This is a genomic window from Nonomuraea longicatena (assembly GCF_039525605.1).
Lineage (GTDB): Bacteria > Actinomycetota > Actinomycetes > Streptosporangiales > Streptosporangiaceae > Nonomuraea > Nonomuraea longicatena.
Genome location: NZ_BAAAHQ010000063.1, coordinates 40,700 through 53,305, shown reverse-complemented (window position 1 = coordinate 53,305; position 12,606 = coordinate 40,700). Strand labels below are relative to the sequence as shown.

The following is a 12,606-nucleotide window of genomic DNA, read 5'->3' as shown; positions in this document are numbered from 1 at the left end:
AACATATTCAGCTATGTCACTCGAAGAGTACAGCTCAGCCGCCTAGGCCACCAGGAACTGTGTGGCGGCCAGCTCTCGGTACAGCTCGTCGGCGCCGACGAGGTCGTCGTGGCTGCCGACGGCGCGCACCTGTCCGGCCTCCATGACCACGATGCGGTCGGCGCCGGTGACGGTGGACAGCCGGTGGGCGATGACCAGCACGGTCGTCTCCGCCGCGACCTCGGCGATCACCTCGCGCAGTCGCAGTTCGTTGACGGCGTCGAGCTGCGAGGTGGCCTCGTCGAGCAGCAGCAGCCGGGGACGGCGCAGCAGCGCCCTGGCGATGGCGACCCGCTGGCGCTCGCCGCCCGACAGCAGCACGCCCCGGTGGCCGACGGCGGTGTCGAGCCCCTCGGGCAGGCGGGCGACCAGGTCGTCGAGGCGGGTGCGGCGCACTGCCCGCGTCAAGTCCTCCTCGGTGGCGTCGGGGGCGGCGAACAGCAGGTTCTCGCGCAGGGTGCCCGCCAGGACGGGGGCGTCCTGCTCGACATAGCCGAGCGCGGCGCGCAGGTCGGCGAGCGGCCAGTCGCGGATGTCGCGGCCGTCGACGGTGATCGTGCCGCTCTGGTGCTCGTAGAAGCGTTCGAGCAGCGCGAACACGGTGGACTTGCCCGCGCCGGAGGGGCCGACGAGCGCGGTCAGGCCGCCGGGCGGCACGTCGAAGGTGACGCCGTGGTGGACGCGTTCGCGGTCTTCGCCGTACTGGAAGACGACGTCGTCGAAGCGCACGCCGACGGGGGTGCCGTCGCTCGCGCCGGTGGCGCCGGACGGCTCGCCGGGCAGGTCCTCGACCTCGCGGATGCGCTTGAGGGCGGCGAGGCCGTTCTGGAACTGCACGGCGCCCTCGACGAGCTGGCCGATCGGCGCGACCAGGTAGAACAGGTAGAGCAGGAAGGCGATCAGCGAGGAGATCTCCATCGCGCCCGAGGCCACGCGGGCGCCGCCGACGGCGAGGACCGCGAGGAAGGCGATCTGCACGGCCATCCAGGTGGCGGTCCCGGCCATGGAGGTCCAGACGGCGACGCGCAGGCCCCGGTCGTGCGCCTGCGTGGCGGCCTGCGTGACGTTGCCGATCTCGCGGTTCTCCGCGCCGCTGGCCTTGACGGTCCGGTACGACTGCAGTGCCCGGTCGAGCACCGCGCCCATCTCGCCGACGGACTCCTGCGCCTGGAGCTGGGCCCGCTGGATGCGCGGCATCAGCAGCGCGACCAGGCCGCCGATGACGACGATGACGAGCAGGGTGACGAGCAGCAGCACCCCGTCCATCACGATCATGAAGGCGATGGCGCCGGCCAGCGTGAACACCGCGCTGATCGAGTTGACGATGCCGTTGGTGAGCACCGCGCGCAGCAGCGTGGTGTCACCGGTGACGCGGGAGAGCAGGTCGCCGGGCTTCAGCCGGTCCACGTCGGCCACGCGCAGCCGAAGCAGCCGGTCCACGAGTTTGCGGCGGGCGCCGAGCACGACGCCCTCGCCGGTGCGTTCCATGAGGTAGCCGCCGAAGGCCGACACGACCGCGCCGACGAGGACCGCGGCGGTGAGGCCGAGAAGCGGGCCGGTCATCGACCCGCCCTCCCCGAAGGCGTCCACGACGTACTTGGCCAGCAACGGCATGGCCAGCCCCGCAGCGGAGCCGACGAGGCTCAGGATCCCGCCGAGCAGGAGCACCTTGCTGTGCGGCCGGACATACTCCACCATCAGCCGCCATGGCGCCTTGTTCTCCACGCCGGGGGTCCTTTCCTCCAGAAGATCTACCAAGGGGACAACGTGCGAACGGACCGAATCCGCACCCGTCAACATAAATTGACGACCTAAGTATGTCAATAGATGTTGACGCTCCTCCCTGGGGAGTACTCCTCTCAGTCGATCGCCGGTACGTCGGAGACGTCCACGGGGATGTCGCCGTCGTCCGCGCGGCGCAGTTTGACGTCCTCCGCCCACGCGCGGGCGAACCCGCGCACCCGTCGCGCGCCGTCGGCGCCGAGGCCGGGGAACGCCTTGTCCGACAGCAGGTCGGCACCCTCCAGCCGGTCGATCAGCTCGTCGAGCGGGAGCCCGTCCGAGTGCCGCCCGGCCAGCCGCTCCAGCTCGCGGAAGGAATAGCCGCCCGCCGTACCCGCGACGTCGGCGAGGTCGCCGGGCAGGCCGCGCTCGTACAACGCCCGCACGGCCAGCCCGACCGCGTCGTCCCTGCCGACGACCTGCGGCAGGCCGGGCCGGTCCGGCACGTCGAGCGGCCGCTCGCGCAGGTGCTCGGTCCGCAGCGTGATCGCGCACTCCAGCCCGGGCACCTCGTCGGTGACGGACATGTCGCGGACCGGCACCCGCCCGCCCGCGACCGGCCCCACGATCAGGCCCGTGGCGCCGACGCGGGCCGCGAGTTCCTCGGCCAGGCCCTCGGCGGCGCCGGTCACGGCCAGTTCGAGGCCGGGGCGGGGACGGTCGGAGAAACCGTGGACGCGCATCGCGAGGCCGCCCGCGAGCAGCACGCCACGGCTGCGGCACACCGGCGCGACGGCCTCCAGCACCCGCAGGTGAAGATCATCGAACATGTCAGTCAGTATGCCGCCGGATACGCCGCGTGGAGGGCAGGTCGTGGCGCCCTGACACGAACTCCTGAAATGCGATCTTGGCCCGGATCACCGGCCGCCGCCAGCGCTCCTCCCGGTGCAGCGCCCTGGCCAGCTTGCGCGGCGAACGGGGGACGAAGAACCAGTGCGCCCACGGCGAGCCGGGACGGGCCAGCCGGATCGCGCCGACGACGAGCAGGCCCGGCACGAACAGGCCGACCAGGCCGGTCCAGATCTTGCCCTTGAGCAGGGTGACGACCGCGAGCGCGCCGTTCGCCACGACGAGCATGCCGGGGCTGACCGGGGTGCCGTAGTCGTAGGCGAGCGGGCGCAGGCCCATGAGCAGCAGGCCGGTGACGGCGACGGCGACGAAGACGGCGTCGACGGAGGTGCGCCCCTCCTCCTCCCAGTACACGTCGTGCAGGTGCAGGATGAGCGCGAACTCGTCCAGGACCAGGGCGGAGCCCACGCCGAAGACGGAGGCGGCCACGGCGTACCAGACCTGCTGGCCGGACACCAGGAGCCCGGCCACGCCGCCGAGCAGCATCAGGACCACGCCGAACACCACGTGGTGGATGTGCATCTCACCGACGGTGACGTTGCGGAACCAGCCGACCTTCGCCCGGATCAGCCGGACGTTGATCCGCGTGAACACGAAAGTCAGGATGAGCGCGACGAAGAAACAGAACAGCGGCAGCCGCCCCGTTGCGATGACGTTCTGATCAAACCACCCCATAGTCCCCTCGATGCTACGAGCTCGCCCGGCCTCGCGGCTCCCATGCCGCCTCTCGTTTAGCCCCATCCAGCCGCAAAGCGTGTGATCTGGGATCATGTGGACATGCAGCTGCCAGCAGAGGACCGCGCGCTCAGCCCGTACACCGGATGGGGGCGGCCCCACTGGGAGGCGGTCGCCGACGGCCTCCTGCGCGCCGTCGAGCCCCACCGCTCGGCCGACGGGGCAACCGTCCTCCTGCCGGGCCGGGCCAGTGTGTCGCGCTGCGACGGGCTCGAAGGGTACGCCAGGACGTTCCTGCTGGCCGCCTTCCGCGTGGCGGGCGGCGGCCCGCCCGCCCTCCTCACCCCGTACGCCGACGGCCTCGACGCCGGCCCCCGCGTGTGGCAGCCGATCCGCGACCGCACCCAGCCCATGGTCGAGGCCGCCTCTCTCGCCATCGGCCTCTGGCTCACCCGCGAGCACCTGTGGGACACCCTGCCCTGGCCCACCCGCGAACGCGTCGCCGACTACCTCGCGGACGCCCTCCACCACGAGCCCGTCGACAACAACTGGTGGCTCTTCCCCGTCATGACCGGCGCCTTCCTCGACGCCGCCGGGCTGCACACCGGGCCCGCGCGGGCCGCCGTCGAACGCGGCCTGGCCCGGATCGAGGACTGGTACGCGGGCGGCGGATGGTACTCCGACGGCCCCAACCGGTCCTTCGACCACTACAACGGCTGGGCGATGCACCTGTACCCCGTCCTGCTCGCCCAGTTGAGCGGGCGCGAACCGGGGGCGTACGGGGCGCGCCTGCGCGACTTCCTCACCGGGTACGCACTGACCTTCGACCGCGACGGCGGCATGCTCTACCACGGGCGCTCGCTCACCTACCGCTTCGCCGCCGCGACCTCGCTGTTCGCGGGCGCGCTCGCCGGGGTCAGCCCGCTGCCGCCGGGCCGCACACGTGGCATCGCCTCCTCGGTGCTGCGGCGCTTCCTCGACCGGGGGGCGCTGTCGGCCGACGGGCTGCTCACGCTCGGCTGGCACGGGCCGCACCCGGCCTCGCTCCAGGGGTATTCGGGGTCGGCGTCGCCGTACTGGGCGGCGAAGGCGTTCGCCGGGCTCCTGCTGCCCGCCTCCCACCCGGTGTGGACCGCGCCGGAGGAGCCCGCAAGCACCGGTGTGGCGGCGCTGGCCGGGCCGGGGTTCGTCGTGCACAACACCGGACGGGTGGCCCGGGTCGTCAACCACGGCAGCCAGCATCACGTGGGCGACCCGCTCTACGACCGCTACGCCTACTCCACGCGGACGGGGCCGACCGAGGCCGGTGACGTACCGGACAACCACATCGGCCCGCCCGGCTCCGGACGCGGCCGCATCCGGCCCCTCGGCGCCGGGACACTCGCCGCCCCCGGCGCGAGGGCACCCGGAACGGGCGGTGCCGAGGCACCCGACGCACCCGGCGCCCTTCAGGCGCCTGTCGTCCGGGAGTCCCCCGCGTCCGCCGCATCCTCCGAGGTCGCGTGGGCGGCCTCGGTGGCGGAGGAGACGGGGGTCGAGAGCCTGAGCGTGGTGCGAGGGGCGGTCGAGATCCGCATCCACCGCACCCGCCCGGGGACGCTCCTGCGGCAGACCGGCTGGGCGCTGGCCGCCGCCTCGCCCGAGCCGGGCGCACAGGGCGCAGCGGGCGCGCGCGACGCGGACGGGCTGATCTCGCGCCTCACCCCGCTGTACGGCGCCGCCCAGCAGAGCCCGTCCGTGCTGGTCGCGGAGGCGGGCACCGCGTTCGGCGCCCCCGCCCTGGTGCCCGCGCTGACCGGGGTGACACCGACCGGCTGGGTGGTGACGGCGGCCGTCCTCGACCACGCCCCGGCCGAGGCCCTGGCCACGGCGGACCCCGGCGCCGCCACGACCGATCTCCGCCTGCCCGAAGCCGTGGTCGCGGCGGACACGGTGACGCTCACCTGGCCGGACGGCCTGTCGCACACCTTCACGGCGGCGGGACCGCTGTAACGGGCGGCGGCGGAACCACCCCGCCGACCGCTGCGGGTCAGCCCGTGACGGACAGCTCGGCCGCCGTGATCGCGTTGCGGAGCAGCATCGCGACCGTGGTCGGGCCGACGCCGCCGACCCGGGGCGTGATCGCGCCCGCCACCTGCTCGACGGACTCGTCCACGTCGGGCAGCAGCCGCCGTCCCTCGTAGCGGACCCCGCCGCCGACCACGACCGCGCCCGGCTTGACGTGCTCGGGCTGGATGATCCCCGGCACCCCGGCCGCCGCGATGAGGATGTCGGCCCGCTGCGTGTAACGGGCCCAGTCGGGCACCCCGGTGTGGACGACGGTCACGGCCGCGTTCGCGGTAGGCCGCTTCTGGCTGAGCATCATCGCCAGCGGACGCCCCAGCGTGGCCCCGCGCCCGAGGATGACGACCTCGCGCCCGGCCACCGGGATCTCGTAGTGCGCCAGCAGCGCCTCGATGCCCGCGGGCGTGCACGGCAGCGGGCCCGGCATGCCGAGCGCGAGCCGCCCCATGTTGATCGGGTGCATGCCGTCCACGTCCTTGTCGGGGTCCATGGACATCAGCGCGGCGTCGTAGTCGAGGTGGCCGGGCACCGGGTACTGCACGAGCAGCCCGTGCACGGCGGGATCGTCGTTGTAGGCGGCGATGGCGGCGTGCAGGTCGGCCTGGGTGGCGTCGGCGGGCAGGTGCGTGTGCGGCGCGTCGAAGCCCATCTCGGTGGCCTTGCGCTGCTTGATCCGGATGTATCCGGCGCTCGCGTCGTCGTCGCCGACGAGAAGGGTGGCCAGCGTGGGGGTGACCCCCTTGGCGGTGAGTACGGCGGCGCGGGCTGCCACGTCCTCCAGTACGCTCTCGGCGACCGGGCCGCCGGGTAGCAGTCGTGCGGACATGCTCCTCCTCCGGGAAGTGGTCGCCCAGGCGGTCGGCTTCCACCGTTGTGCTTCCCGATGGTCGATTCCATCCTCTTTGCCGCCAGTCGCTCCCCCTAAGCATGCCCGACTCGCGGGCGAACTCACGACAGGAAGCCGCGCAGCAGCGCCGCCGTGCCTTCGAGGTGCTCGGAGACCGCGCGGCGGGCGGCACCGGGGTCGCCCGCGAAGATCGCGGTGACGATCGCCTCGTGCTGCGCGGCGGCGTGCTCGATGTTGACCTGGAGCATCGGGATGGCGTTGAGCAGGTCGCCGACCCGCAGGCGGGCGTCGGCGCAGGCGGCGGCCAGCAGCGAGGACCCGGTGAGTTCGGCGATGCACAGGTGGAAGGCGGTGTCGAGGCGCCGGTAGTCGCCGGGCCCGGCGGCGTTGAGCTCGTCGAGGCGGGTACGCAGGGTGGCGCGCTGGGCGGCGGTCAACTCGGTCGCGGCGAGCACCTCGGCCGCCCCGCACTCGACGGCCATGCGGAAGGTGAGGGCGTCGGACAGGTCGGCGGTGCCCATGTCGGTCACGGCTCTGCGCAGCGCCCCGGTGCCGGGCCGGGGTGGGACGTAGGTGACGAAGGCGCCGCCGTACCGGCCGCGCCGTACGTCGAGGAAGCCCGCGTCCTGGAGGGCGCGGATGGCCTCGCGCAGAGTCACGCGGCTGATGCCGAGCAGGGCGGCCAGTTCGCGCTCGGGCGGCAGCTTCTCGCCGGGGCCGACGGCGCCGAGCTTGATGGCCTGAAGGAGTCGTTCGACCGTCTCCTCGAAGGCGTTGCCCGCCCGGACGGGTCGAAGCACCGTCAACGGGTTCACCATCGTCTCCCCCCATCGGGCCGGTGGGCCTTGACAACAGATCCCGCCGTCCATCTCAATGGTCTGACACTAGCCCAATTAACGGGAGACCGTGGCGGCCAGATCGGAGCGTGGTGACGTGAACACCGGAATGCTTTCCGTGGAGGAGTTGCGCCAGGAGGTCGCGGCCGGGCGCATCGACACGGTCCTGCTGGCGGTCGCCGACATGCAGGGACGTCTCCAGGGCAAGCGGCTGTCGGCCCGCTACTTCCTCGCGGAGGTGCTGCGGCACGGCTCGGAGGGCTGCGACTACCTGCTCGCGGTGGACGTGGACATGAACACGGTGGACGGCTACGCGATGTCGTCGTGGGAGCGTGGGTACGGAGACTTCGTGATGAACCCGGACCTGTCCACCCTGCGCCGCGTCCCGTGGCAGGAGGGCACCGTCCTGCTCATGGCCGACCTGGCCTGGGAGGACGGCACGGACGTGACGGCCTCCCCACGCCAGATCCTGCGCGCCCAGCTCGCCCGGCTGGAGGAGCGGGGCCTGCGCGCCTACGTCGGGACCGAGTTGGAGTTCGTCGTCAACGACAACAGCTACGAGGACGCCTGGAACCGCGCCTACCGTGACCTGACACCGGCCAACCAGTACAACGTCGACTACTCCCTGCTCGGGACCGCCCGCGTCGAACCCCTTCTGAGACGGATAAGACGCGATATGGAGGGTGCCGGGCTCTATGTCGAGTCCGCCAAGGGCGAGTGCAACCTGGGCCAGCACGAGATCGCCTTCCGCTACGCCGAGGCACTCGCGACCTGCGACAACCACTCGATCTACAAGAACGGCGCCAAGGAGATCGCCGCCCAGGAGGGCCGCTCGATCACCTTCATGGCCAAGCCGAACCAGCGTGAGGGCAACTCCTGCCACATCCACCTGAGCCTGCGCGGCGCGGACGGCGAGCCGGTGATGGCGGGCACCGGCCGGCACGGCCTGTCGGAGCTCGGCGCCCGGTTCGTCGCGGGCCAGCTCGACCGCCTGCGCGAGTTCACGATGCTGTACGCGCCCAACATCAACTCCTACAAGAGGTACGTCCCCGGCAGCTTCGCCCCGACCGCCGTCAAGTGGGGCGTCGACAACCGCACCTGCTCGCTGCGCCTGGTCGGCCACGGCCTCGGCCTGCGCGTCGAGAACCGGGTGCCGGGCGGCGACGTCAACCCCTACCTCGCGGTATCCGCGATGATCGCGGCGGGCCTCGACGGCATCGACGCCGAGCTGCCCCTCCCGGAGCCGTACGAGGGCAACGCCTACACCTCGGGCGCCGAGACGGTCCCCCACACGCTCCGCGACGCGCTCGCCCTGTTCGAGGGCTCGAAGGCGGCGCGGGAGGCGTTCGGCGAGGACGTGGTCGCCCATTACGCCAACTACGCCCGCGTCGAGCTCGCCGCCTTCGACGCCGCCGTCACGGACTGGGAACTGTTCAGGGGGTACGAGAGACTGTGAAGATCATCAATCCGGCCACCGAGCAGGTCGTCGCCGAGGTCGAGGCGGCGGACGCGGCCGAGGTGGACCGCGCCGTCGAGCGGGCCGCGCGGGCCTGCCCGGGCTGGCGCGCGATCGCGCCCGGCGACCGGGCCCGGCTGCTGCGCCGCTTCGCCGACCTGGTGGACGCGCACGCCGAGGAACTCGCCCAGCTGGAGATCGCCAATGCCGGGCACACGGTGGGCAACGCGCGCTGGGAGGCGGGCAACGTCCGCGACGTGCTGCACTTCTACGCGGGGGCGCCGGAGCGCCACCACGGCAAGCAGATCCCGGTGCCCGGCGGGGTCAACGTCACCTTCCAGGAGCCGCTGGGCGTCGTCGGCGTGATCGTCCCGTGGAACTTCCCGATGGTCATCATGACGTGGGGGGTCGCGCCCGCGCTCGCCGCCGGCAACACGGTGATCGTGAAGCCCGCCGAGTGGACGCCGCTGACGGCGTTGCGGCTGGCCGAGCTGGCGCTCGCGGCGGGCCTGCCGGAAGGGGTGCTCCAGGTGCTGCCCGGCGTGGGCGAGGTCGCGGGCGCCAGGCTGGTCGAGCACCCCGAGGTGGCCAAGATCGTCTTCACCGGGTCGACCGAGGTCGGCAAGGAGATCGCGGCCAAGGCGGCGGCCCGGGTCAAGCGGATCACGCTGGAGCTCGGCGGCAAGTCCGCCAACATCGTCTTCGCCGACGCCGATCTGGACAAGGCGGCGCGGACCGCGCCGTACGCGGTGTTCGACAACGCGGGGCAGGACTGCTGCGCCCGCTCGCGGATCCTGGTGGAGCGCGGGGTGTACGAGGAGTTCCTGTCCCGGCTGTCGCAGGCCGTGCTGGGCGTGAAGGTCGGCGACCCGCGCGAGGAGAGCACCGAGATGGGCCCGCTGATCAGCGCCGAGCACCTGGCCAGGGTCAGCGGCTTCGTCGAGGACCCCTACCTCCAGGGCTCCTGCCCGGCCGGTCCCGGCTACTGGTTCCCGCCGACCGTGCTCACCTCCGGTCCCGGCGACCGGGCCTTCACCGAGGAGGTGTTCGGGCCGGTGGTGTCGGTGGTGCCGTTCGTGGACGAGGCGGACGCGGTGCGGATCGCCAACGACACGAGGTACGGCCTCAGCGGCTCGATCTGGACCCGCGACACCGGGCGGGCGCTGCGAGTGGCCCGCGCGGTCGAGGCGGGCAATCTGTCGGTGAACTCGCACTCGTCGGTGCGGTACTGGACCCCGTTCGGCGGGTTCAAGGAGTCGGGGCTGGGCCGCGAGCTGGGCCCTGACGCGCTGAGCGCCTTCTCGGAGACCAAGAACGTCTTCCTGTCATGGGACTGACGCCCTTTACGAAGTAAGCCCATATTTCAGGAAGTGGGAGTTATGCACCGTTTGCAGGACCGGGTGGCCGTCATCACCGGCGCGGGCAGCGGCATCGGGCTCGCGACCGCCCGCAGATTCGCCGAGGAAGGCGCCAAGGTGGTCTGCGCCGACGTGGACGAGGAGGCGGGCACCAAGGCCGCCACCGAGGTCGGCGGCCTGTTCGTCAAAGCCGACGTGACCAGCGACGACGACGTCGCGCGGATGTACCGGATCGCGCACGACACCTACGGCAGCGTGGACATCGCCTTCAACAACGCCGGGATCTCCCCGCCCGACGACGACTCCATCCTGGAGACCGGCCTCGACGCGTGGCGCCGGGTGCAGGAGGTGAACCTGACCAGCGTGTACCTGTGCTGCAAGCACGTCCTGCCGTACATGCGGCGCCAGGGCAAGGGCTCGATCATCAACACGGCCTCGTTCGTGGCGGTGATGGGCTCGGCCACCTCGCAGATCTCCTACACGGCCTCGAAGGGCGGCGTGCTGGCGATGTCGCGCGAACTCGGCGTGCAGTTCGCGCGCGAGGGCATCCGGGTCAACGCGCTGTGCCCGGGGCCGGTGAACACGCCGCTGCTGCGGGAACTGTTCGCCAAGGACCCCGAGCGGGCGCAGCGGCGGCTCGTGCACGTGCCGGTCGGCCGCTTCGCGGAGGCTACGGAGATCGCGGCCGCGGTCGCGTTCCTCGCCAGCGACGACGCCAGCTTCATCACCGCGTCGGAGTTCCTGGTGGACGGCGGCATCTCCAGCGCGTACGTGACCCCTCTCTAGCCCCCTTACGGCTCGGCCCATCCACCGCCACCCGCCGACGCCACCCGGTGGCCTCCAGGGTGACGCCCCTGTCCCCCGCCGCGTCCCGCCGTGACGCCGTGCGTCGTCACGGCGGGACGGTGCGCGGGGAGGAGCGTCTTCCTGGAGGCCATGGTGGGATCACGGTGGGTGGCGTTAGGGTGGCTGGCCGTAATGAACTACGGTTCGGCGGCGATCAGCACGAGAGCGGAGAGCACCATGCGGCCCGTCATCGGGGTGTCGTGTTATGTGGAACGGGCGCAGTACACCGTCTGGGACCTTGAAGTCGCGCTGCTGCCCCGGATGTACGTCCAGAAGATCGTCGACGCGGGCGGCCAGCCGGTGCTGCTGCCCCCCGAGGGCGACCCCGCCTCGCTCGTCGAGCGGCTCGACGGCCTCATCCTGGCCGGTGGCGGCGACATCTCGCCCTGGCGCTACTCCGAGCCGCCCGACACCCGCACCGGCTACGTCCGCGAGTTCCGCGACGACGCCGAGTTCGCCCTGGTGCAGGCCGCGCTCGCGATCGATCTTCCCTTCCTCGGCGTCTGCCGTGGCATGCAGATCCTCAACGTCGCCCTCGGCGGCAGCCTCCACCAGCACCTTCCCGACGTCGTCGGCCACACCGACCACGCCCCCGAGCCCGGCGTGTTCGGCGTCATGCGCACCCTGCTGACCGAGGGCGGCTCCCTCGCCAAGATCCTGGACGCCGACGAGGTCATGGTCCCCCACTACCACCACCAGGGCATCAAGCGCCTCGGCGAGGGGCTCGTCGTCACCGCCGTCCACACCGACGGCGTGATCGAGGGCATCGAGGTCGAGGGGGCCGGGTTCGCGCACGGCGTCCAGTGGCATCCCGAGGCCGGTCAGGACCTCACCCTCTTCTACGCGCTGGTCGAGGCCGCGAAGGGGTCGTAGGACCAGCCGCTCCACCGCTCGACCGCGACCACCACGACCGGCCCCTCCGGCGGGGCCGCGATGTACTGCGGGTAGCGGGCGGCCAGCCGCGCCACCCATCGGGCCCGCTCGCCCGGCTCGGCCACGATCTCGGCCCGGCCGTCGGCCCGCGCCCACCACAGCCGCGTCCAGTCGTCCTCGTAGTGGTCGGCGAGGAGGCAGACGCACGGGTTCGCCGCGATGTTGCGCAGGCGCCGCAGGTCGGCGCTGCGCTTCGGCTTGTGGTCCACGGCGAAGGCGAGCGCGTCGCCCTCGACGGCGAACACCACGGGCACGAGATGCGGAACCCCGTCCGCCCCCGAGGTCGCCAGCCGGGCCACCCGCGCCGCCGCGAACCTCTCCCGCGCCTCCATCCCCACATTGAACCACCCTGCAGCCTTACGATCAGGGGATGTCCGTCAGACTCGCCCGCCCCGAGGACGTCCCCGGCCTGCTGCGTCTGGCCGCCCAGGTGGAGCACTGGTTCGGCCCGATGGTCGACGAACCCGGCTTCCACGACGCCCTGCACGCCCACATCCGCGACTCCATGGCCCTGGTCGCCGAGTCATCGGGCCCCGACCTCCTCGGCGGCCTGCTCTTCGGCGCGGAACCCCCCGTGTACCACGTGCACTGGTGCGTGGTCTCGGCGCAGGCGCGCGGCACGGGCGTGGGGCGCAGCCTCATGGACGCGGCCGTCGACGCCTACGTCCGCACACCGGGCACGCTGGAGGTCGTCACCTTCGGCCCCGACCACCCCGGCGCCGTCACCAGCGGCGCCCGCGCCTTCTACGAGCGCCTCGGCTTCACCCCCGCCGAAGCCACCGACCCGGGCCCGGAGGGCGGCTCCCGCCAGATCTACCGCCGCCCCGTCACCGCGAGTACGGCGTCGCCCGAGATCACTCTGCTCTGACACCCGAGGGCGGACGGAACCGGTGGTTCTCGCGAAATCGCGGGCGGCCAGGT

At 72.4% G+C, this 12,606-nt stretch carries 12 protein-coding genes and 1 riboswitch; of the genes, 6 read left to right on the top strand and 6 right to left on the bottom strand.

Annotated elements, in window-relative coordinates:
• Positions 1-42 precede the first annotated feature (42 nt).
• The 3 genes from ABD120_RS38580 to ABD120_RS38570 form a co-directional block, all read right to left on the bottom strand.
• Positions 43-1,764, bottom strand: a complete 1,722-nt coding sequence (locus ABD120_RS38580; protein WP_343955336.1) for an ABC transporter ATP-binding protein — start codon at positions 1,762-1,764, stop codon at positions 43-45.
• Positions 1,765-1,898: 134 nt separating this feature from the next.
• Positions 1,899-2,591, bottom strand: a complete 693-nt coding sequence (locus tag ABD120_RS38575) for a hypothetical protein (protein WP_343955335.1) — start codon at positions 2,589-2,591, stop codon at positions 1,899-1,901.
• A gap of 1 nt (position 2,592) precedes the next feature.
• On the bottom strand, positions 2,593-3,345 hold the full coding sequence (locus ABD120_RS38570) for a hypothetical protein (RefSeq protein WP_343955334.1): 753 nt from the start codon (positions 3,343-3,345) through the stop codon (positions 2,593-2,595).
• A 102-nt stretch (positions 3,346-3,447) separates the two neighbouring features.
• Here ABD120_RS38570 and ABD120_RS38565 point away from each other — a divergent pair, with 102 nt between their 5' ends.
• Positions 3,448-5,337 (top strand): DUF2264 domain-containing protein, encoded by a 1,890-nt coding sequence (locus tag ABD120_RS38565; RefSeq protein ID WP_343955333.1) that lies wholly within the window; start codon positions 3,448-3,450, stop codon positions 5,335-5,337.
• A 37-nt stretch (positions 5,338-5,374) separates the two neighbouring features.
• Here ABD120_RS38565 and ABD120_RS38560 read toward each other — a convergent pair whose 3' ends face one another.
• Entirely contained in the window at positions 5,375-6,235 is an 861-nt protein-coding gene (locus ABD120_RS38560; RefSeq protein WP_343955332.1) for a bifunctional 5,10-methylenetetrahydrofolate dehydrogenase/5,10-methenyltetrahydrofolate cyclohydrolase, read from the bottom strand.
• Between the two features lie 15 nt (positions 6,236-6,250).
• Positions 6,251-6,335, bottom strand: a riboswitch (ZMP/ZTP riboswitch).
• 22 nt (positions 6,336-6,357) lie between these two features.
• Positions 6,358-7,074, bottom strand: coding sequence for a FadR/GntR family transcriptional regulator (locus ABD120_RS38555; RefSeq protein ID WP_343955331.1), 717 nt, complete (start codon positions 7,072-7,074; stop codon positions 6,358-6,360).
• Between the two features lie 127 nt (positions 7,075-7,201).
• On the opposite strand from ABD120_RS38555, the gene ABD120_RS38550 reads away from it, so the two are divergent.
• The 4 genes from ABD120_RS38550 (at position 7,202) to ABD120_RS38535 (ending at position 11,625) form a co-directional block, all read left to right on the top strand.
• Positions 7,202-8,548, top strand: a complete 1,347-nt coding sequence (locus ABD120_RS38550) for a glutamine synthetase family protein (protein ID WP_343955353.1) — start codon at positions 7,202-7,204, stop codon at positions 8,546-8,548.
• Complete coding sequence (locus tag ABD120_RS38545) at positions 8,545-9,885, top strand: aldehyde dehydrogenase family protein (protein WP_343955330.1); 1,341 nt, start codon at positions 8,545-8,547, stop codon at positions 9,883-9,885. Before ABD120_RS38550 ends, ABD120_RS38545 begins: the two co-directional genes overlap by 4 nt.
• 42 nt (positions 9,886-9,927) lie before the next feature.
• The gene (locus tag ABD120_RS38540; RefSeq protein ID WP_343955329.1) at positions 9,928-10,692 is read left to right on the top strand and encodes a 3-oxoacyl-ACP reductase; all 765 of its coding nucleotides are present in this window, start codon (positions 9,928-9,930) and stop codon (positions 10,690-10,692) included.
• 192 nt (positions 10,693-10,884) lie between these two features.
• Entirely contained in the window at positions 10,885-11,625 is a 741-nt protein-coding gene (locus ABD120_RS38535) for a gamma-glutamyl-gamma-aminobutyrate hydrolase family protein (protein ID WP_343955328.1), read from the top strand.
• Here ABD120_RS38535 and ABD120_RS38530 read toward each other — a convergent pair.
• Entirely contained in the window at positions 11,592-12,017 is a 426-nt protein-coding gene (locus tag ABD120_RS38530) for a TIGR03668 family PPOX class F420-dependent oxidoreductase (protein WP_343955327.1), read from the bottom strand. The two genes, ABD120_RS38535 and ABD120_RS38530, sit on opposite strands and share 34 nt — an antisense overlap.
• Before the next feature lie 38 nt (positions 12,018-12,055).
• Between ABD120_RS38530 and ABD120_RS38525 the strand changes: the two genes are divergently transcribed.
• The gene (locus tag ABD120_RS38525) at positions 12,056-12,553 is read left to right on the top strand and encodes a GNAT family N-acetyltransferase (RefSeq protein WP_343955326.1); all 498 of its coding nucleotides are present in this window, start codon (positions 12,056-12,058) and stop codon (positions 12,551-12,553) included.
• Positions 12,554-12,606: the final 53 nt, after the last annotated feature.